Below are 20,274 nucleotides of genomic sequence, written 5' to 3' on the forward strand. Positions count from 1 at the left end.
AGGTGAGGGCGAGCGCGCTAGCGTGGTCCCTCGTGCTGCTTCGCCTCGTGCTCGACCATCTGCGGCCCTACCGCCGCGCGGTCGCCGCCCTCGTCCTTCTCCAGTTCCTCGGAACCGTCGCGCTCCTCTATCTGCCCAGCCTGAACGCGCAGATCATCGACTTCGGCGTGGTGCGCGGCGACACCGACTACATCCTGCGCCGCGGTGGCGTCATGCTGGCGGTGAGCCTCGGCCAGGTGCTCACCTCGGTGGCGGCCGTCTGGTTCTCCGCGCGGACGGCGATGTCGGTCGGTCGCGACCTGCGCGCCGAGCTCTTCGGCCGGGTCGGCACCTTCTCGACCAGGGAGGTCCAGCACTTCGGCGCACCGTCGCTGATCACGCGTGAGACCAACGACGTCCAGCAGGTGCAGATGCTGGTGCTGATGGGCGGCAGCCTCATGGTGACCGCGCCGATGATGATGATCGGTGCGGTGGTGATGGCCGTCCGGGAGGACGTCGGCCTCTCCTGGCTGGTCGCTGCGGTGATCCCGGTGCTCGCGATCTCGGTCGGGCTCATCGTCAGCCGCATGGTGCCGAGCTTCCGGCTCGTGCAGGAGCGGATCGACGAGGTCAACCGCCTGCTCCGCGAGCAGATCACCGGACTCCGCGTGGTCCGCGCGTTCGTCCGTGAGGAGCACGAGGTCCGACGCTTCGACGAGGCCAACGACGCCCTGACCGATGTGTCGATCAGGGCCGGCCGCTGGATGGCTGGCATGTTCCCGACCGTCATGCTGGTCGCCAACCTGGCGACCGTCGGCGTGATCTGGTTCGGCGGGCACCGGGTGGAGTCGGGGGCGATGGAGGTCGGTGCGCTGACCGCCTATATCTCCTACCTGATGCAGGTCGTCATGTCGGTCATGATGGCGACCTTCATGATGATGATGATCCCGCGCGCCGCCGTGTGTGCCGAGCGGATCCAGGAGGTGCTCGATGCCGAGACCTCCGTCCTGCCGCCGACAGACCCCGTCGCCGAGATGCCGACTCCTGGCACGCTCGAGCTCGACCGGGTCACCTTCGCCTATCCGGGCGCCGAGCAGCCGGTCCTCCAGCAGGTCGACCTGGTCGCGCGCCCGGGCGAGACGGTGGCGGTGGTCGGGTCCACCGGTGCCGGGAAGAGCACGCTGATCAACCTGGTTCCGCGGATGTTCGACGTGACCGCGGGCGAAGTGCGCGTCGGTGGCGTCGACGTACGCCGGCTGGCGCCGGAGGCGCTCTGGGGCGAGCTCGGTCTGGTGCCCCAGAAGGCCTTCCTCTTCAGCGGCACGATCGCCTCGAATCTGCGCTACGGGAAGCCGGACGCTACCGACGACGAGCTGTGGGACGCATTGGAGATCGCACAGGCACGTGACTTCGTCGCTGCCATGCCCGGCGGTCTCGAGGCGCCGATCGAGCAGGGCGGCACCAACGTCTCCGGCGGTCAGCGCCAGCGACTGGCGATCGCCCGCGCCGTCGTACGCCGTCCCTCCCTCTATCTCTTCGACGACGCCTTCTCCGCGCTCGACGTGGCCACCGACGCGCGGCTCCGGGCCGCGTTGGCTCCTGTGACCCGCGAGGCCACGGTGGTCGTGGTGGCGCAACGTGTCGCCACGATCCGCGACGCCGATCGGATCGTGGTGCTCGAAGACGGCGTCGTGGTCGGCACCGGGAGCCACGACGAGCTGCTCGTCGACTGCGCCACCTACCAGGAGATCGTCACCTCGCAAGGCAATGCGCGCACGGAAGGGGTGAGCGCATGAGCAAGGGACAGCTGAAGCAGACCGAGCGAATCCAGGCCGGCCCCGGGCCTGGGCGCGGGCCCATGGGCGGCCCCATGGTGGGAAGCAAGGCGATGGACTTCCGTGGCTCGGCACGCCGCCTCGTGGAGCGGATGCGCCCCGAGCGGGTGCGCACGCTCGCGGTCCTGGTGCTCACCGTCCTGAGCGTGGCCGCGACCGCCGTCGGGCCGCGGGTACTCGGCCATGCGACCGATCTCGTCTTCGCGGGACTGATCGGGGGCCGGCTGCCCGAGGGCATGACCAAGGCCGAGGCCGTCGAGGCACTGCGGGCGAAGGGCGACACGAAGTTCGCCGACATGGTCTCCGCGATGGACGTCGTGCCCGGGCAGGGAGTCGACTTCGGCGCCGTCGGCGAGGTGTTGCTGATCGTGCTCGGGATCTACGTGCTGGGCTCGCTGCTGGCGTGGGCGGCCGGCTACCTGCTCAACGACGTGGTGCAGGCGGTCATCCGGCGGCTGCGGGCCGACGTCGAGGACAAGGTGCACAAGCTGCCGCTCGACTACGTCGACTCGCAGCCGCGCGGTGAGCTGCTGAGCCGGGTCACCAACGACATCGACAACCTCGGCCAGTCGTTGCAGCAGACGATGAGCCAGCTGCTGACCTCGGTGCTGTCGGTCTTCGCGGTGCTGGGCATGATGCTGTGGATCTCGCCGCTGCTGGCCCTCATCGCGCTGGTGACGGTGCCGATCTCGATGTTGGTGGCCGGCGCCGTGATGAAGCGTTCGCAGGGCATGTTCGTGCAGCAGTGGCGGCGTACCGGCCGGCTCAACGCGCACATCGAGGAGAGCTTCACCGGGCATACGCTGGTCAAGGTCTTCGGGCACCAGGAGGACGCCGAGCGGCGCTTCGCCGAGGAGAACGCCGAGCTCCACCGAGCATCCTGGACCGCCCAGTTCGTGAGCGGCCTGATCATGCCGATCATGATGTTCGTCGGCAACCTCAACTACGTCGCGATCGCTGTGGTCGGCGGCCTACGTGTGGCCAGCGGCCATCTCTCGCTCGGCGAGGTGCAGGCCTTCATCCAGTACTCGCGGCAGTTCACCCAGCCCCTCTCGCAGATCGCCTCGATGGCGAACCTGCTGCAGTCCGGTGTCGCTTCCGCGGAGCGGGTCTTCGAGCTGCTGGACGCGCCGGAGGAGGTGCCGGACCGGCATGAGTCGCTGAGCGGACGGCGTGGCGAGATCCGTTTCGAGGACGTCGCGTTCAGCTACGACCCCGAGCGTCCCCTGATCGAGGGGCTGACCCTCGTCGCCCGTCCGGGGCAGACGGTGGCGATCGTCGGACCCACGGGTGCCGGCAAGACCACGTTGGTCAACCTGCTGATGCGCTTCTACGAGGTGGACGCGGGCCGGATCACCTGGGACGGCGTCGACATCGCGTCGGTGCCGCGCGGCGAGCTGCGTGGCCGCATCGGCATGGTGCTGCAGGACACCTGGCTCTTCGAGGGCACGATCCGCGACAACATCGCCTACGGTCGCACCGACGCGACCGATGAGGAGATCCGCGCCGCCGCCCGGGCGACCTTCGTGGACCGGTTCGTGCACTCGCTGCCGGACGGCTACGACACCGTCCTGGAGGAGGGCGGCACGAACCTGTCGGCCGGCGAGCGCCAGCTCGTCACGATCGCGCGCGCCTTCCTCTCCGATCCGGAGCTGCTGATCCTCGACGAGGCGACCAGCTCGGTCGACACGCGCACCGAGCTGCTGCTCCAGCAGGCGATGGCGGTGCTGCGCCGCGACCGCACCTCGTTCGTGATCGCGCACCGGCTCTCCACCATCCGCGACGCCGATCTGATTCTGGTCATGACCGACGGCCGGATCGTCGAGCAGGGCAGCCATGCCGATCTGGTTGCCGCCGAGGGCGCCTACGCCCGCTTGGCGGCCGCTCAGTTCGCCGGCCAGGAGGCCTGAGCGCACAAGATGGTGTGGCGCCGCCACAGAGCGTTACGCGTTGTGCGATCTGCTAGAAGTCCTCGATGGGATTCGTGCCGCGGGCCGAGGTTTTCGCTCGTCCGCAATGGAACCGTCGTACCACGAGACGTCCACTCGTCACGAGGTATGACCCCCGGCGCCGAGACGGCCCCGGCACGACCCAGGAGGAACCATGTCGTTGTCTTCGAGCGGCACTGCGACCGGCACCGTGCCGGAGGGATCGACCGAACAGTGGCGCGATCGCAAGCGCTACCTGTGGCTGCTCGGGCTGGTCGTGCCCTCCCTCGTCTTCGGCGCCATCGCGGGCGTGGAGTACACCGGCTGGAGCGTCTTCTACTGGCTGGGCCCGATCATCGTCTTCGGTGTGGCGCCGGCTATCGACCTGATGGCGGGCCTGGATCGCACCAACCCGCCGGACGACGTGATCGAGGAGCTCGAGAACGACAAGTACTACCGGTGGATCACCTACCTCTTCCTGCCGATCCAGTACGCCGGCTTCGTGGTTGCCTTCTGGCTGATCGCCACCGGTGACCTGAGCGTCATCGACAAGATCGGGCTGGCCGCCACGGTGGGCGCTGTGGGCGGTATCGGTATCAACACCGCCCACGAGCTCGGCCACAAGCGCGAGGAGAACGAGCGCTGGCTGGCGAAGATCGCCCTGGCGCAGGTCGCCTACGGCCACTTCTACATCGAGCACAACCGCGGTCACCACGTGCGGGTCGCCACTCCCGAGGACCCGGCCAGCAGCCGCCTCGGTGAGAACCTCTACCGCTTCTGGCCGCGTACGGTCGGTGGCTCGCTGAAGTCGGCCTGGCACCTGGAGAAGAAGCGCTACGCCCGCAAGGGGCAGCACCCGTTCCGTCTCGGCAACGACGTGCTCAACGCCTGGATGATGACGGTCGTGCTGTGGGGTGGCCTGGTGGTCTGGCTCGGCCCGAGCGTGCTTCCCTTCCTCGCCCTGCAGGCGCTGATCGGCTTCTCCATGCTCGAGATCGTGAACTACCTGGAGCACTACGGCATGCTGCGGCAGAAGGTCGGCCGCGCGGGCAAGGAGCGCTACGAGCGGGTCGCCCCCTCGCACTCGTGGAACTCCAACAACATCGCCACCAACGTGCTGCTCTACCACCTGCAGCGGCACAGCGACCACCACGCCAACCCGACCCGGCGCTACCAGACGCTGCGGGACTTCGAGGAGTCCCCGGTGCTGCCCACCGGCTACATGGGCATGATCCTGGTCGCGATGGTGCCGCCGCTGTGGCGGCGGCTGATGGACCACCGAGTGGTCGACCACTTCGGCGGCGACGTCCGGCTCGCCAACGTGCAGCCCGGCAAGCTCGACAGGCTGCTCCGCCGGTACCCGGTGCCCGCCCCTGTCCTGGCCGCCGAGGCGGCGTCGGCTGCTGCCCGTGAAGACGCGGTCGCCGCTGCTGCGGCCGCGGCGCTCGCGCAGGTCGACGAGGTGTTGGCGGCGAAGTGTCCCGGGTGCGAGTACGTCTACGAGGTGGCCGCCGGCAACGAGCTGGAGGGCTTCGCGGCCGGTACGGCGTGGGCCGACATCCCCGACGACTGGTGCTGTCCCGACTGCGGGGTGCGCGAGAAGGTCGACTTCGTGCCGGTCGCTCCGGCGGTGGCCTGATGAGGATCACCGTCGACCGCGACAAGTGCGAGGGGCCGGGTTAGGCCTCCTTGCGGCGCTCGCTCAGAAGTCGTCCTGACCATGGAACGACGACAGGTGACGCAGCGCCACCAGCAGCTCGCTGCCGAAGCGGTTCACGGGGCGGCCGATCAGCTCCTCGGCACGCCCGAGCCGGTAGCGGATGGTGTTGCGGTGCACGGTGAGCTCGCGGGCCACCTCCTCGACGTTGCCGCCGAGCTGGAGGAAGGCGGTGACGGTCTCGCGCACTCGCTGGGTCCCTTCGTCGGTGGCCACCAGGCCGCCGAGCGTCCGCCGTACGAACCGGTCGACCTGGTCGCTGCAGCCGAGCAGTGCCACCAGCTCCACGTCCTCGTAGAGCATCACGTCGGCCCAGGGGCCGCCCCGGTCGGCGACCGCCGCCGCACGCTTCGCGTCCTGGTGAGAGCTGACGAACCCCTCGACATGCTCGGCAGGCTGGCCGGCGTACACCCGCGCGGAGATCTGGTTCAGGTGGCTGGAGAGGTGCTCCAGCGCGCCGAGGTCGGGCCGCGTGCGGGTGGCCAGCCAGGCCCAGGTCTGCAGGCCGCCCGGCGTCACGACCAGCGGACGGGCAGCGCCTAGCAGCTTCGCCGCCTCGTGGGCGATGCGCTCCAGCTCGCCCACACCCTCGGTGGAGTCGGCGACCAGCACCAGACCCGTGTGGTGGACCGAGATCGGATAGCCGCCGAGCTCCGCGGACGTCTGCCGTGGGTCGGCCTCCTCGCCGGCCAGCAGCCGGGTCACCACCTCGTAGCGCTGAGCCGAGACTCCGGCCATGATCCGCGCGCGTTCGGTCTGGTAGATCTCGATGGAGGTGTCGATCGAGGCGTCGATCCAGCCTGCGGCGCGGCTCCAGAAGTAGATCAGCACCTCGGCATGGTCGAGCTCAGGATCGGGGATCGCGCTGACGACGCCGGTCACATAGGTCCACGACTCCTGCTGCGCGGCGCGATAGATCTTGACCAGCGACTCCAGCGGCAGCTGATGGGCAGCGACCTGCTTGGCCAGCACCTCGCCGGCCGGGACGAGCCGGAACTGCAGCTCCGGGTGCGCGAGCTGTTGGAGGAACGCGAGCCAGTGCTCGCGGACGGCACCGTCGAGCGCCGCATCCAACACGGGATGCTCAGCGATCTTGGGCACTGCCGCCCGGATGGCACTCGCGGTCCGCACACCCCATTGGTCGACATGCTCCGGATCCTGCTCGCTCTGGATGAACGTGGTCAGCCAGAGCGTCAGCTTCGGATCCGGATACGGCGTCGTCATTGTTCCCTCGTGGTCGTCTGCGCTGGCCCCATGGGGGTCACTTCATCACATCGCGCCGTCGACGAGCAGGACGTCCCGCCGTCGTACGCCGAGGGGCTGCGGCCTCACCGCCAGCCGAGGGCAGGAGCGACGTGGGTGAGGATGCTCTCGATCACGTGGGCGTTGTAGTCCACCCCGAGCTGGTTCGGCACGGTCAGCAGCAGGGTGTCGGCTGCAGCGATTGCCTCATCCGCACGGAGCTGCTCGACGAGCGCGTCGGGCTCGGCGGCGTACGAGCGGCCGAAGCGGGCGATCCCGCCGTCGATGTGGCCCACCTGGTCGGTGCTGTCGCCGTCACGACCGAAGTAGGCGCGGTCGAGGTCGTTGGTGAGCGCGAAGATGCTGCGGCTCACCGAGACGCGCGGCTCGCGCTGGTGCCCGGCCTCGGTCCAGGCGTCGCGGAACTGCTGGATCTGCTCGGCCTGCAGCTGATGGAAGGGAACGCCGGTGTCTTCGGTGAGGAGGGTGCTGCTCATCAGGTTCATCCCCTGCTCGGCGGTCCAGACCGCGGTGGCGCGTGATCCCGCACCCCACCAGATCCGCTCGCGCAGACCCGGTGAGTGCGGCTCCACGCGGAGCAGCCCCGGAGGGTTCGGGAACATCGGGTGGGGGTGGGGCTGGGCGAAGCCCTCGCCTTTGAGCACCTCCATCAGCACCTCGGTGTGGGTACGCGCCATGTCGGCGTCGGTGCCGCCCTCGCTGGGCTGGTAGCCGAAGTAGCGGTAGCCGTCGATCACCTGCTCCGGTGATCCCCGGCTGATCCCGAGCTGCAGGCGGCCGTCCGCGATCAGGTCGGCCGCTCCGGCGGTCTCGGCGAAGTAGAGAGGGTTCTCGTAGCGCATGTCGATCACGCCGGTGCCGATCTCGATCCTGCTGGTCCGGGCTCCGATAGCGGCGAGCAGCGGGAACGGGGAGGCGAGCTGGCGTGCGAAGTGGTGCACCCGGAAGTAGGCGCCGTCGGCACCCAGCTCCTCGGCTGCGACCGCCAGGTCGATCGACTGGTGGAGCACGTCGGAGGCGTTGCGGGTCTGCGAGCCCGGGGACTCCGACCAGTGCCCGAAGGAGAGGAAACCGATCCGCTTCGTCATACCCACACAATGCCGGAACGCCGAAGAAGATTCCGTTCCCGCACGTGGATACCGCGAGTATGCTCCACAAGCATGGACCTGCCCGGCGTACGTACTGCCCGTGAGGCAGCCCACTGGTCGATCACGCACGGCCTGCCCCGCACCCTCATCGCACGACTGGCTGCCAAGGGCGACCTCCAGGCGCGGTTGATCCTGTCCAGTGGAACCGACGGCGACGAGATGTTCGACCTGATCGAGCAGGTTCGCGCCCGCGGGCCCGTGGTCAAGAGCGGCCTGGCCTACCTGACGCCCGACCATGCGGTGGTGCGCGAGGTGCTCACCAGCAATGCGTTCCGCACCGGGATCCCGGGCCGGACCGGCCTGCTCGGGGCGCTGGGCGAGTGGCTGTCCTTCTCCGTCCTGCACCCCGTCGAGCCCCCGTCCCTCCTGGTCACCGAGCCGCCGGACCACACGCGCTATCGCAAGCTGGTGATGCGCGTCTTCACGATGCGCGCAGTCGAGCGTCTCCGGGTGCGTACGGAGCAGATCGCCACCGGCCTGCTGGACCAGCTGGAGCGGCGGGCGGCAGCGGGCGAGCGGATCGATCTGATCGAGGACTACTGCGCCCAGCTTCCGGTGACCGTGATCGCCGAGATCCTGGGCGTTCCGGAGCAGGATCGAGACCGGGTGCTCGCCTTCGGTGCCGCCGCCGCACCGAGCCTCGACCTCGGACTTCCCTGGCAGACGTATCGCGACGTCAACCGTGCGCTGGCCGACTTCGACGCCTGGCTCGGGGAGCACCTGGAGAATCTGCGCCGCCATCCGGGTGACAACCTCCTCAGCGAGCTGGTGGCCGTGCAGACCGAGGAGGGGGTGCTCTCCGAGATCGAGCTCAAGTCGACGGCCGGGTTGGTGCTCGCCGCGGGGTTCGAGACGACGGTGAACTTGCTCGGCAACGGCATCGCGCTCCTCCACGACCACCCCGATCAGCTCGCGCTGCTCACGGAGAGTCCCGAGCTCTGGGCCAACGCGGTCGAGGAGGTGCTGCGCTTCGACCCGCCCGTGCTGCTGACCGGCCGGCAGTGCCAGGAGGAGACGGAGGTCGGCGGGCAGCGTCTGAAGGCCGGCGACCTGATGACCACCATGCTTGCCGGCGCGAACCGTGACCCTGCGGTCTTCGTCGACCCCGCTCGCTTCGACGTCACCCGGGAGAACGCACGCGAGCACCTCTCCTTCTCGGCCGGGCGGCACCACTGCCTGGGCGCGATGCTGGCCCGCATGGAGGGTGAAGTCGGTCTGCGGATGTTCTTCGAACGCTTTCCCGACCTGGCGCTGCTTCCCGGCGCCCACCGGCGTACGACGCGCATCCTGCGGGGCTTCGAGACGTTGCCGGCAGCGCTCAGTGCGGCTGCCGTCGTCTGAGAGCAGGCGGGGCGAGAAGCGCCCGAGCGGGACGGGGGTTGCCGGGAGCCGGTCGCTGCCCGAGCATGACCGGCATGACTGCTGAAGAGAAGCCCGGCGCGCTCTACGAGGTGCGCGGACACATCGCCGTGATCACCCTGAACCGTCCCGAGGCGATGAACTCGGTCAACCGCTCGCTGGCCACGGGCCTCGGCCATGGACTAGACCGGGCCGAGCAGGACCCCGAGGTACGCGCAGTCGTGGTGACCGCGACCGGCCGCGCCTTCTGCGCGGGCATGGACCTCAAGGCGTTCGCGCGTGGCGAGGACGTGTCGGTTGAGGGCCACGCCGAGTGGGGCTTCGCGGGGATGGTGCGGCATCCGATCAGCAAGCCCGTGATCGCTGCCGTCAACGGGTTCGCGATGGGCGGCGGAACCGAGATCGTGCTGGCCGCCGACCTCGCGGTGGCTGCGGAGTCGGCGTCCTTCGGGCTGCCGGAGGTCAAGCGGGGGCTGGTGGCTGCGGCGGGCGGCGTGCTGCGGTTGCCGCGGCAGATCCCGATCCGGCTGGCCATGGAGCTGGCGCTCACCGGGCGTGCGGTCACCGCAGCGGAGGCTGCAGAGATCGGCCTGGTCAACCGTGTCGTGGCGGACGACGCGCTGATGGACGCAGCCCTGGAGCTGGCCGAACAGATCGCCGCCAACGCACCCCTGGCTGTCCAGGCCACCAAGCGGATGATCCTGGAGCAGGCCCGGTTCGGATCGGACCTCGACGACGAGATCTGGCAGCACCACGACCGGGTACTGCTTCCGGTCTTCCAGACGAAGGATGCGATGGAGGGAGCGGTCGCCTTCGCCGAGAAGCGTCCGCCGGTCTGGCGTGGTGAGTAGGGCCGGGTCCGGAGCCGGAGTCAACAGAGCGCGAGCATCTCGCCGAGGGCGCGCAGCTCACTCGCGTCCACGGCGAGTGCCCAGCGCTGCTTGACTGTCACCCACCGCACCGCGTAGGCGCACTGGTAAGGCTGCTTGGGGCGCCAAGCAGCCGGATCGTCAGATCCCTTGCTGGCATTGGTGGGACCGTCGGAGGCGACCAACGCGGTCAGGTCGTTGGCGAAGTCGCTGCGTCGTCGGTCGGTCCAGCCGTGCGCACCCGAGAGCCACGCCTCTGCCAAGGGCACCACGTGGTCGATCTGCACGGCCTGGGCCTGGCGCGGCTCCTTGAGGTCGCTCAACTCGAGCCGTTTGCCGGTGTAGGGATCGATCCACGTACCGGACAGCACGTCGTGGGGGCAGCGTCCCTGCTGTTGGACCGTGGTCGAGCCCGGCACGGCATCCCGAAGCAGCACGTCGTCGCGCTGGTTGCAGCCGTTGTCGTCGACGTCGCGCCACCGCGGCCCGAACGCTTCCCGACGGTACGGCGGCACTGCCGGCCGTCGGGGGACGACCGGGAGGCCGGCAAGGGCCTCGGTCGCCTCACGGACGCCGATCAGCCCCACCGGCTCGGGCAGGCCCGAGGTCGTCCCAGCGTCGCCGTCGATCGTGGCGCAGGCGCCGGTCGCAAGCGCCAGCGCGAGCGCCCCGAGGAGGGGTCGCGTGCTCAGCTGATCGCGTCCCGGTACTGCTCCGGCACCAGGTCGGCGTAGTCGGGGTTCTTCTTGATGAAGCCGGCCACGGCGGGGCAGACCGGCCGCACCTGGAGACCGGCCGCGCGGGTCGTGTCGAGGCCCTCCCGGATGACCCTCTTGGCGAGCCCCCGGCCGGCGTAGGCGTCGTCGACCTCGGTGTGGGGGAAGGTGCGCACCCCGTCACGATCGACGTACTCGGTGAAGCCGGCCAGCGCCCCGTCGACGAGCACCTCGAACCGTCCACGGTCGGCGGCGTCCACCACGGTGATCGTCTGCTCCTCGCTCATCCCTGCCTCCTTCGGATCGCCCGTGCGGGTCGGACGGCCCGCACCCTCGCGATGATGGCACACGGCTCCGACCGGGTTGAGGAGGAGCAGTCGGGTCACTGCCGGGCGCAGGCCTTGGCGCGCTTGATCAGCGTGTCGGCGGGCTCCTTGGAGATCACCCGGGCCGGTTGCGGAGCCGTCACCTCGAAGTTGTTGCCCTGCTTGGTGAACTGCACGTCGAGCACGAAACCCTCAAGGTCGGCGAGCGGCTTCAAGGCCCCGGTGGCCTTCAGGCCGGCGCGGGCGAGTGCTCCCAGCAGCTGGGCGCTGGTCGTGCTCCAGCCGGTCATGCGGTTGCCGCTGACGGCGAAGCTCGCCGGCACCCGTGCGTCGAGGGCCGAGGCCAGCTCGACAGCGGTGATCAGGGTCGGGTCGACGGCCAGCAGCGCCTGGACGAGGTTGACCGATCCGCTGATCTGGTCCTTGTTCCACCGCTTGCCCTTCGCGGTCAGCGCGGCACCGACCGCGCCGGCGTACGCCCCGGGAATCTCCGCGCTGGTCACCGGCAAGGCGTTGGTCATGCGCACCCAACAGGTCCGGCGCGGGCTCATCTTGGCGGTGCGCAGCCGCACCCAGACGCCGCCCGGCGTGCGGATGGTGTCGGTGAAGGCGGTCTCCACGCCCTGGGCGCTCACGATCCGGGTGAGCGAAGCGCTGTCGGCCGAGAGCTGGAACCGGCCCTGGTCGCGGGTGGTGCCGATCGCGACGCTGAACGCGCCGGTGTCGTCCTTGCGTAGCTTCCGCACGGCCGTCGCGAGCACCTTCGGTGCGGGCTGGTCGGTCGGTATGTCGTTGACCTCGCTCTCCGGGAGCGGAGGTGGCAGCTCGGGGTCGCTGCAGCTCACCGTCAGCAGGGGCAGCAGTGAGCCGGCGACCAGCAGGCGGATCCGGCGCGAGATCGACATGGGCCTCATTCTCACCGATCCATCGTCTGGGATGATGCACCGGTGACCATCTGTGCCGCCGCTGACGGATCCGCACTCGGCAATCCCGGCCCGGCCGGCTGGGGTTGGTACGTCGACGACGAGCACTGGGCGTGTGGCGGCTGGCCCCACGGCACCAACAACATGGGCGAGCTCATGGCGGTCCTCGACCTGCTGCAGCAGACTGCGCACACCGGCGAGGACCTGCTCGTCTACTGCGACAGCCAGCACGTCATCAACTCGGTCACCAAGTGGATGGCGGGGTGGAAGCGCAAGGGCTGGCGCAAGAAGGACGGCCAGCCGGTGCTCAACGTCGAGCTGATGCGTGCCCTCGACGCCGCGATGGCTGGACGTCAGGTGAGGTTCGAGTGGGTGAAGGGCCATGCCGGTCACCCGCTGAATGAGGCCGCGGACCGGTTGGCGAACCGAGCAGCCGGTTCCTGGCGTGACGGGGTCGCGCCCGAGCCCGGGCCGGGCTACCCGGGCGCCGCCACGGCCCATCCCGACGTGACCGTCGGTCAGGTTGCCGAGGAGCCCGACCTCCTCTCGATGCTGGATTGAGCTCGGCCGGGCTGTTCAGACCGTCGTCTGTCGGCGCAGCTCGAGCCAGACCATCACCAGCGCCACCGCTGATCCGATGAGGGTCTCGATGCCGCGGTCGAGCAGCAGGCTCCCGGCCGGTCGTTCCACGGCGAGCTGGCCGATGAGCAGCGCGAGGGGCGTGATGAACAGCAGCGCCAGACCATAGTTCTTGCCGACGAGCATCTCGGTGACGAACTGCAGCACGATCACCGTGAGCACCACCCCGACCGGCCCCAGCTGCAGGGCGAGGAGCAGGGCCGCAGCCAGGCACAGCAGCAGGGGTACGCCGACGCTCACCCCGGCCCGGATCGCCACGCGGTGGGAGCCCGGCGCCGGGTGCACCCGCAGCAGGTCGGCGGCACGGGGACGGGATTCGGGAGGTGACACGTCTTCCATTGTTCCCGGTGTCAGAATGGGCCTCGCCGGCCCGGAGTGTGACCCGGGCCACCGGAGCCTGGAGGAACCATGAAGACGCGTCTCACCTGCCCTTGCGGCGAACTGCTCAAGGGCGAGAACGAGGACGAGCTGGTCGAGGTCGCGCAGGCGCACCTGAAGGAGAACCACCCCGGGCACGAATACACCCGCGAGCAGATCCTCTTCATGGCGCTCTGAGCCGGTGTTCGAGCGCGAGCTCACCGGTCCGGCGTCGCTGACACTGCCGTCGGGGTACCTCAACCGGGACGCGGTCGGCTTCATGCGTACGCCGCTGCTCACCACCGACGGTATCGGCCGTGGCCGGGTGGGCGCGGGCCGGAACAAGCGGTGGGAGTACTGGGCGGTCACGACGCCGAGCCACGTCGTGGCGGTGGTGGTCTCCGACATCGGCTATGCCGGGGTCAACGGGCTGTGGGTGCTCGACCGAGGCACCCAGGAAGCGATCAACCAGGACGCGATCACCCCGCTCGGTGCCGGCGTACACCTGCCGGGCACCCTCGGCCGCGGATTCGCCACCGTCGACACCTCCACCCTCAAGGTGCAGATCGAGGAGGTGCCGGGAGGCACCCGCATCCGTGCCCGGAGCGGACGGATCGAGGTCGACGTCCTCGCCCGGCGACCGGAGGGGCACGAGTGCCTCGGCGTGGTGGTGCCGTGGACCGACCGGCTTTTCCAATACACCGTGAAGGACGTCGCACGCCCGGCGACCGGCTCACTCCGGGTCGACGGCGTCGACCACACCCTCCCTGCTGGGGAGACGTGGGCCACGCTCGACCACGGTCGCGGTCGGTGGCCGCGTCGTGTGCACTGGAACTGGGGCGCCGGCTCCGGGCGGACCGACGGCCGAGTGCTCGGTCTCCAGGTGGGGGGCCAGTGGACCGTCGGCACCGGCAGCTGCGAGAACGCGCTGCTGGTCGACGGCCGACTCCACAAGGTCAGCGAGGAGCTGACCTGGGCGTACGACGTCGAGCAGCCCTTGGCTCCTTGGCGGGTCACCGGTGAGACCGTGGACCTCACCTTCGTGCCGGAGTACGACAAGCACACCGTCACGGACCTGCGGCTGATCTCCTCCCATACCCACCAGTGCTTCGGCACCTGGTCCGGCCGGGTCCTGGCGACCGAGTTGGGGGAGTGGGTGCGGCTGGCAGACGTCTTCGGTTGGGCCGAGGACGTCCGCCAGCTCTGGTGAGAGCAGCCCGGCTCAGCCGGCCAACAGCTGCCGGGCCATCACGAGGCGCTGGATCTGGTTGGTGCCCTCGTAGATCTGGGTGATCTTGGCGTCGCGCATCATCCGCTCGACCGGGAAGTCCTGCGTGTAGCCGTAGCCGCCGAGGAGCTGCACCGCGTCGGTGGTCACCTCCATGGCCACGTCGGAGGCGTAGCACTTGGCCGCTGCGCCGTAGAAGGAGAGGTCGGCGTCGTTGCGCTCCGACTTGGCGGCTGCGACGTAGACCATCTGGCGCGCGGTCTCCACCTTCATCGCCATGTCGGCCAGCATGAACTGCAGCGCCTGGAAGTCGGCGATCCGCTTGCCGAACTGCTTGCGCTCCTTGACGTAGCCGAGCGCGAAGTCGAGCGCACCCTGGGCGATGCCGACCGCCTGCGCACCGATGGTGACGCGGGTGTGGTCGAGCGTGCGCAGGGCCAGCTGGAGTCCGGAGCCGGGCTCGCCGATCATCCGGTCGCCCGGGATCCGCACGTTGTCGAAGAGCAGCTCGCGGGTGGGGGAGCCCTTGATGCCGAGCTTTCGTTCCTTCTCGCCGAAGGTGAAGCCGGCATCGGACTTCTCCAGGATGAAGGCGCTGACGTTGCGGCCGCGCGGACCGTCGGGATCGGTGACCGCGAGCACGGTGTAGAAGTCGGAGACCCCGGCGTTGGTGATCCACGACTTCTGGCCGTTGATCACCCACGTGTCGCCGTCGGCCTTGGCGCGGGTCTTCATCGAGGCGGTGTCCGAGCCGGCATCGCGCTCGGAGAGCCCGTAGGAGAAGCCGCTGTGTCCCTGGGCGAGTGGTGTGAGGTAGCGCTTCTTCAGATCCTCGTCGCCGCCCAGGATCAGGGGCATCGAGCCCAGCTTGTTGACGGCAGGGATGAGCGAGGAGGAGGCGCAGACGCGGGCGACCTCCTCGATCACGATGCAGGTCGCGAGGGCGTCGGCACCCACGCCGTCGTACTCCTCGGCGACGTGCGGGGCGAAGAAGTCGGTCTCGACCAGGGCGTCGTGCGCCTCCTGCGGGTAGCGGGCCTGGTCGTCCACCTCGGCGGCGTACGGCGCGATGCGGGCCTCGGCGACGTTGCGGACTGCCTCGCGCAGGGCATCGTGGTCCTCGGAGACGCGGTAGAGGTCGAAGTCGGGGTTGCTCATCGGGGTTCCTTGGTGTCAGTAGGTGTAGAAGCCGCGACCGGTCTTGCGGCCGAGGAGCCCGGCGTCGACCATCCGGGCGAGCAGCGGCGGGGCGGCGTAGAGCGGCTCCTTGAACTCCTCGTAGAGCGACTCGGCGACAGCCTTGGTGGTGTCGAGACCGATCAGGTCGGCCAGCGCCAGCGGCCCTTGCGGGTGGGCGGCGCCCAGCACCAGACCGCGGTCGATGTCCTCGGCGGTGGCGAAGCCCGACTCGAGCATCCGGATCGCCGAGAGCACGAAGGGGATCAGAAGTGCGTTGACCACGAAGCCGGCGCGGTCCTGGCAGTCGATGGCGGTCTTGCCGAGCACCTCCTCGACGAAGGTCCGCGAGCGCTCGGTCGTCTCGGCGCTCGTCAACAGGCTGGGCACCAGCTCGACCAGCTTGAGCACCGGCACCGGGTTGAAGAAGTGGATGCCCAGCACGTGCTGGGGCCGCGAGGTGACCACGCCCAGCTTCATGATCGGGATGGAGGAGGTGTTGGAGGCGAGGATCGCCTCGGGGTCGGTGACGATCCGGTCGAGCTCCTTGAAGAGGCTCGTCTTGGCGGTCTCGTCCTCGACGATCGCCTCGATCACCAGCTGGCGGTCGGCGAGCTCCTCCAGGCTGTCGACCACTCGGATCCGGCCGAGCACCTCGGCGGCACTCTCGATCTTGCCGCGCTGCTCGGCCCGCTCCAGCGACTTCGTCAGGCGGGCGAGGCCGGCCGCAGCGGCTTCAGGTGACGACTCCGCGACCACGACGTCCAGGCCGGCGCGGGCGCTGACTTCGGCGATGCCGGCCCCCATCAGTCCGCATCCGACGACTCCGATCCGCTGCATGGCATCCTCCAGAAGTGTGTGTGGCCCGCGCACGATGTGATACTCAGTACCGTACACATGGGACCTAGTTCCAACCAAGTCGACGAAGTGAAGGAGGCCCGGTGGGAGCCATCGAGACCCGGGAACGGACCGTGGCTGCGGCGTACCAGCTCTTCGAGGAGCGGGGGTACGACGGCACCTCCGTCGACGACATCGCGGAGCGGGCCGGCATCGGGCGGAGCACCTTCTTCCGGATGTTCGGCTCGAAGGAGGACGTGATCTTCCCTGAGCACGACTCGTTGCTCGCCAGCATCGAGGCGCGCCTGGCGGGCGCGGTGACCACCGAGACCCGCTATGTCGCCGTCGCCGAGGCGGCGCGCCTGGTGCTGCTGCACTACCTCGCCGAGGGGGAGGTGGCCCGGGCGCGCTACCGCCTGACGCGGTCGGTGCCCGCCTTGCGGGCCAGGGAGATTGCGGGCATGCAGCAGTACCAGCGGCTCTTCCGCACCTGGATCCACCGCTGGTACGAGGGGGCCCCCGAGGCCGCGCTGCGTGCCGAGCTGATGGCGGCCGCGGTGGTGACCGGCCACAACCATGTGCTGCGCGGCTGGCTCCGGGGGCTGACCGAGGATCCGATGGCCGACTTCGACCGGGCGATGGTCGAGGTGATGCGGCTCTTCGCCGGCGGGCCCGACGAGGAGGCCGGCACCACGGTCATCGTCCTGCGCACCCCGCGGCAGGTCGAGTCGGTACTGCCGCAGGTGCGTGCGGCGCTGATCGCCGAGGAGTGATCAACGGGCGCGCGTGTCGCCCAGCATGGCGAGGGCCAGGCGCGCGAACTCGCGGGCGATCTCGTCGGGTGTGAGCGAGCCGTCCGGGCGGAACCACTGCGGCAGGCTGGTGCACATCGTCGAGATGGCGCGCAGTGCGGGAAGCGGCTCGGCGGCAGCGAAGGTGCCGTCGTCGATGGCGGCAAGTGCCTCGGTGTCGATCCGGTGCTGCAGGTCGTTGCGCTGCTCGCGGATCTGGGTGGCCTCGGGCTCCTCGAAGCTGCGCATCTCGCTGGCTCCGATGAAGGCCAGGTCGGGGCGGTGCACGTGGAAGAGCGCCAACGCCTCGACCATGAGGGCGAAGCGCTCCGCGGGGGTCTCGCCCTCCTGGCGGGCCGCGCCGACGCGCTCGTGGAGCTCCTTCATCGTCAGCTCCATGGCGGCCGCGAGAAGGTCGTGCTTGCGTGGGTAGTGGTGGTACAGCCCCGCGACGCTGAGGCCCGCCTCCTGGGCGATCTCCCGCATCGTCGTGGCGGCGTACCCCTGGCGGACGACCAGTCGCACCGCTGCGGCCAGCACGGCGTCGATCTCCAGTGGTCCGAAGCTGCGCCAGTCCGGGGGCGGCTGGGCCGGTGGCGGAGGCGCCGGGGAGCGCAAGGCGTCGGGGGAGGTGTCGAGCGCCTGGGCGAGCTCCGCGAGGCGCGCCGGGGTGATCGCGACCTTGCCGTTCTCGATGCCGCTCATGGTGGCGGGGCTGACCCCGATCTCGGCGGCAAGTGCCCGCAGCGTGGTGCCCTGGGCGCGCCGAGCCGCGCGGACGGACTCGGCAAGGTTGCTCATGAACTGAACAATACCGTACGATCGTTCGGAGTTCATTGAACATCGTTGTCGTGTACTGCTCGCCGCATGCTTCAGGAGGACATATGCCCGCGAACGCCGCCGAGTTGGTCGCCCTGGAGGCGCTGCGCGAGCGCCTGGTCGAGGCGACTGCCGACGAGGCCTGGAGGCGGGCCGAGCCGACGTTGATCAGCGGCGGCAAGTCGAACCTGACCTTCCTCGTCTCTTCGCCGGCAGGAGAGCTCGTGCTGCGCCGGCCGCCGACCGGAGACCTGTTGCCCAGTGCGCACGACATGGGCCGCGAAGCCCGCGTGCAACGGGCGCTGGCCGGCACGGACGTGCCGGTCGCGCAGATCCTCCTGATCGACGAGGGTGGGCTCGTCGGCCGTCCCTGCTACGTCATGGAGAAGGTGCCTGGCCACATCGTCCGCGGCGACCTCCCCCCGGCGTACGCCGACACCCCGGACCGCCGGCGGGCGATGGCGGAGGCGTTCGTCGACGTCCTCGCCGACCTGCACGCCGTCGACTACCAGGCGGTCGGGCTGGGCGACTACGGCCGACCTGACGGATTCCTGGAGCGACAGGTGCGCCGATGGACCGGGCAGTGGGAGAAGAGCCGGAGCCACGACGTGCCCGAGATCGACGAGCTCGCTCGCCGGCTGGCTGCCTCCATCCCGGTGCAGCAGCGCAGCGCCATCGCGCACGGCGACTATCGCTTCGACAACGTCGTCTTCGCGCCGGACGAGCCGGGCCGGATCAACGCCGTCCTCGACTGGGAGCTCTCCACGATCGGCGACCCACTGGCCGACGTGGGCCTGTTGATGCTGTTCTGGCGCGAGCCGGGGGAGGAGTTCCCGCCGCTGATCCCCGGTGTGACCAACCTGCCCGGCTTCCCGACGCGAGCGGAGATCCTCGAGCGCTACGCGGCCCGATCCGGCGCCGACCTCTCCGTGCTCGACCCCTACATCGCCTTCGCGCACTTCAAGTTCGCCGTGATCGCCCAGGGGGTCGCGGCCCGGTCCGCCGCGGGCGCGATGGGCGGCCAGGACTTCGGCAACCTCGATGCCGAGATCCGCCGCCTCGCGACCGAGGGCCTCGAGCTTCTCTGACCACCGTCTCCGACCGAGACAGCCACCGTTTTTCGACCACCACCTCCAGGGAGTGACCCATGGACTTCGCACCGTCCCCCAAGGCCGCCGAGTACACCGAGAAGATGTGGGAGTTCATGCTCGAGCATGTCCTCCCCGCCGAGCCCGTCTGGGCCGCCTACCTGCGCGAGCACGGCGAGCACGCCTATCCGCCGATCATGGACGAGCTCAAGGCGGAAGCGAAGCGCCGCGGACTGTGGAATCTTTTCCTGCCCGGCCTCTCCGGGCTCTCCAACCTGGAGTACGCCGCCGTCGCCGAGGTCACCGGCTGGTCGCCCGTGATCGCACCGGAGACGATCAACTGCCAGGCGCCCGACACCGGCAACATGGAGACGCTCGAGCTCTTCGCGACTCCCGAGCAGCGCGAGCGGTGGCTGGAGCCGCTCCTGGACGGGCGGATCCGCTCGGCCTTCGCGATGACCGAGCCCGACGTCGCTTCCTCCGACGCCACCAACATCTCCACCTCGATCACCCGCGACGGCGACGAGTACGTCATCAACGGCCGCAAGTGGTGGATCACCGGTGTGGCCGACGAACGCTGCGAGATCTTCATCGTCATGGGCAAGACCGATCCGAACGCCGAGCCGCACCGCCAGCAGTCGATGATCCTGGTGCCGCGCGACACCCCCGGGCTGACGATCAAGCGCCACCTCCCGGTCTTCGGGTACCAGGACCAGCACGGTCACTCCGAGCTGCTCTTCGAGGACGTGCGGGTCCCGGCCGCCAACCTGCTGGCCGGTGAGGGCGACGGCTTCAAGATCGCTCAGGCGCGCCTGGGCCCCGGCCGCATCCATCACGCCATGCGTGCCATCGGGATGGCCGAGCGGGCGCTCGCGCTGATGGTCGACCGGGCGAAGAGCCGGGTCGCCTTCGGTGCGCCGCTCGCCGAGCAGGGTGTGGTCCGCGAGCTGATCGCCAACTCCCGCCTCGAGATCGACCAGGCCCGACTGCTGGTGCAGAAGGCCGCATGGCTGATCGACCACCACGGCGCGAAGGGCGCCCGGACCGAGATCGCCGCGATCAAGGTCGCCGCGCCTGCGGTCGCCTGCTCGGTCATCGACCGCGCGATCGAGGTCTTCGGGGGCGCCGGCGTCTCCGACGACACCCCCCTGGCCTACTTCTACGCCTGGGCGCGCGTGCTCCGCATCGTCGACGGCCCGGACGCCGTCCACCGGCGCACCATCGCCCAGCAGGAGCTTCGCAAGGAGCCCCGCTACATCGGCTGACCTCCGGTGGC

19 protein-coding genes and 1 pseudogene are annotated in these 20,274 nt (G+C 69.7%); 11 read left to right on the plus strand and 9 right to left on the minus strand.

Annotated elements, in window-relative coordinates:
- The first annotated feature begins 32 nt into the window (after nucleotides 1-32).
- The 3 genes from DNK54_RS19525 (at nucleotide 33) to DNK54_RS21760 (ending at nucleotide 5,381) form a co-directional block, all read left to right on the plus strand.
- Nucleotides 33-1,775, plus strand: a complete 1,743-nt coding sequence (locus DNK54_RS19525) for an ABC transporter ATP-binding protein (RefSeq protein ID WP_110208690.1) — start codon at nucleotides 33-35, stop codon at nucleotides 1,773-1,775.
- Nucleotides 1,772-3,724 carry an ABC transporter ATP-binding protein gene (locus DNK54_RS19530; RefSeq protein WP_110208691.1) on the plus strand — a complete coding sequence of 651 codons (1,953 nt, stop codon included), beginning with the start codon at nucleotides 1,772-1,774 and terminating at the stop codon, nucleotides 3,722-3,724. Before DNK54_RS19525 ends, DNK54_RS19530 begins: the two co-directional genes overlap by 4 nt.
- Before the next feature lie 193 nt (nucleotides 3,725-3,917).
- Nucleotides 3,918-5,381, plus strand: coding sequence for a fatty acid desaturase (locus DNK54_RS21760; RefSeq protein ID WP_110208692.1), 1,464 nt, complete (start codon nucleotides 3,918-3,920; stop codon nucleotides 5,379-5,381).
- Between the two features lie 63 nt (nucleotides 5,382-5,444).
- Here the strand turns inward: DNK54_RS21760 and DNK54_RS19540 are convergent, their stop codons facing one another.
- Nucleotides 5,445-6,683: a PucR family transcriptional regulator gene (locus tag DNK54_RS19540; RefSeq protein WP_110208693.1), complete on the minus strand. Its 1,239-nt coding sequence runs from the start codon at nucleotides 6,681-6,683 to the stop codon at nucleotides 5,445-5,447.
- A 104-nt stretch (nucleotides 6,684-6,787) separates the two neighbouring features.
- Entirely contained in the window at nucleotides 6,788-7,810 is a 1,023-nt protein-coding gene (locus DNK54_RS19545; RefSeq protein ID WP_110208694.1) for an LLM class flavin-dependent oxidoreductase, read from the minus strand.
- Between the two features lie 72 nt (nucleotides 7,811-7,882).
- Between DNK54_RS19545 and DNK54_RS19550 the strand changes: the two genes are divergently transcribed.
- A complete protein-coding gene (locus DNK54_RS19550; protein WP_110208695.1) occupies nucleotides 7,883-9,211 on the plus strand; it encodes a cytochrome P450 in 1,329 nt (442 codons plus the stop codon).
- Nucleotides 9,212-9,285: 74 nt separating this feature from the next.
- Nucleotides 9,286-10,080 (plus strand): crotonase/enoyl-CoA hydratase family protein, encoded by a 795-nt coding sequence (locus DNK54_RS19555; RefSeq protein WP_110208787.1) that lies wholly within the window; start codon nucleotides 9,286-9,288, stop codon nucleotides 10,078-10,080.
- A gap of 20 nt (nucleotides 10,081-10,100) precedes the next feature.
- Here the strand turns inward: DNK54_RS19555 and DNK54_RS19560 are convergent, their stop codons facing one another.
- From DNK54_RS19560 to DNK54_RS19570, 3 genes are all read right to left on the minus strand, one after another.
- On the minus strand, nucleotides 10,101-10,685 hold the full coding sequence (locus DNK54_RS19560) for an HNH endonuclease family protein (RefSeq protein WP_162602567.1): 585 nt from the start codon (nucleotides 10,683-10,685) through the stop codon (nucleotides 10,101-10,103).
- Nucleotides 10,686-10,786: 101 nt separating this feature from the next.
- Complete coding sequence (locus tag DNK54_RS19565) at nucleotides 10,787-11,101, minus strand: GNAT family N-acetyltransferase (RefSeq protein ID WP_110208788.1); 315 nt, start codon at nucleotides 11,099-11,101, stop codon at nucleotides 10,787-10,789.
- Between the two features lie 95 nt (nucleotides 11,102-11,196).
- A complete protein-coding gene (locus DNK54_RS19570) occupies nucleotides 11,197-12,045 on the minus strand; it encodes a hypothetical protein (RefSeq protein WP_110208697.1) in 849 nt (282 codons plus the stop codon).
- 42 nt (nucleotides 12,046-12,087) lie between these two features.
- Between DNK54_RS19570 and DNK54_RS19575 the strand changes: the two are divergent.
- A pseudogene (locus tag DNK54_RS19575) lies at nucleotides 12,088-12,543 on the plus strand (ribonuclease H family protein); the annotation flags it as partial.
- Between the two features lie 96 nt (nucleotides 12,544-12,639).
- Here the strand turns inward: DNK54_RS19575 and DNK54_RS19580 are convergent.
- Nucleotides 12,640-13,032, minus strand: a complete 393-nt coding sequence (locus DNK54_RS19580; RefSeq protein ID WP_204164717.1) for an FUSC family protein — start codon at nucleotides 13,030-13,032, stop codon at nucleotides 12,640-12,642.
- Nucleotides 13,033-13,110: 78 nt separating this feature from the next.
- On the opposite strand from DNK54_RS19580, the gene DNK54_RS19585 reads away from it, so the two are divergent.
- Both DNK54_RS19585 and DNK54_RS19590 read left to right on the plus strand, forming a co-directional pair.
- Entirely contained in the window at nucleotides 13,111-13,257 is a 147-nt protein-coding gene (locus tag DNK54_RS19585; RefSeq protein WP_110208700.1) for a DUF1059 domain-containing protein, read from the plus strand.
- Between the two features lie 4 nt (nucleotides 13,258-13,261).
- Complete coding sequence (locus DNK54_RS19590) at nucleotides 13,262-14,269, plus strand: DUF2804 domain-containing protein (protein WP_204164718.1); 1,008 nt, start codon at nucleotides 13,262-13,264, stop codon at nucleotides 14,267-14,269.
- A 12-nt stretch (nucleotides 14,270-14,281) separates the two neighbouring features.
- Here DNK54_RS19590 and DNK54_RS19595 read toward each other — a convergent pair whose 3' ends face one another.
- Both DNK54_RS19595 and DNK54_RS19600 read right to left on the minus strand, forming a co-directional pair.
- The gene (locus DNK54_RS19595; RefSeq protein ID WP_110208701.1) at nucleotides 14,282-15,445 is read right to left on the minus strand and encodes an acyl-CoA dehydrogenase family protein; all 1,164 of its coding nucleotides are present in this window, start codon (nucleotides 15,443-15,445) and stop codon (nucleotides 14,282-14,284) included.
- A 15-nt stretch (nucleotides 15,446-15,460) separates the two neighbouring features.
- Nucleotides 15,461-16,303 (minus strand): 3-hydroxybutyryl-CoA dehydrogenase, encoded by an 843-nt coding sequence (locus DNK54_RS19600; protein ID WP_110208702.1) that lies wholly within the window; start codon nucleotides 16,301-16,303, stop codon nucleotides 15,461-15,463.
- 101 nt (nucleotides 16,304-16,404) lie between these two features.
- On the opposite strand from DNK54_RS19600, the gene DNK54_RS19605 reads away from it, so the two are divergent.
- Nucleotides 16,405-17,073, plus strand: a complete 669-nt coding sequence (locus DNK54_RS19605; protein ID WP_110208703.1) for a TetR/AcrR family transcriptional regulator — start codon at nucleotides 16,405-16,407, stop codon at nucleotides 17,071-17,073.
- On the opposite strand, the gene DNK54_RS19610 is transcribed toward DNK54_RS19605, so the two are convergent.
- Entirely contained in the window at nucleotides 17,074-17,892 is an 819-nt protein-coding gene (locus tag DNK54_RS19610) for a TetR-type transcription factor C-terminal domain-containing protein (protein WP_110208704.1), read from the minus strand.
- A gap of 83 nt (nucleotides 17,893-17,975) precedes the next feature.
- Between DNK54_RS19610 and DNK54_RS19615 the strand changes: the two genes are divergently transcribed.
- On the plus strand, nucleotides 17,976-18,998 hold the full coding sequence (locus tag DNK54_RS19615) for a phosphotransferase family protein (RefSeq protein ID WP_110208705.1): 1,023 nt from the start codon (nucleotides 17,976-17,978) through the stop codon (nucleotides 18,996-18,998).
- 59 nt (nucleotides 18,999-19,057) lie between these two features.
- The gene (locus DNK54_RS19620; protein WP_110208706.1) at nucleotides 19,058-20,263 is read left to right on the plus strand and encodes an acyl-CoA dehydrogenase family protein; all 1,206 of its coding nucleotides are present in this window, start codon (nucleotides 19,058-19,060) and stop codon (nucleotides 20,261-20,263) included.
- Nucleotides 20,264-20,274 lie beyond the last annotated feature (11 nt).

It is taken from the genome of Nocardioides daejeonensis (assembly GCF_003194585.1).
Taxonomy (GTDB): Bacteria; Actinomycetota; Actinomycetes; order Propionibacteriales; family Nocardioidaceae; genus Nocardioides; species Nocardioides daejeonensis.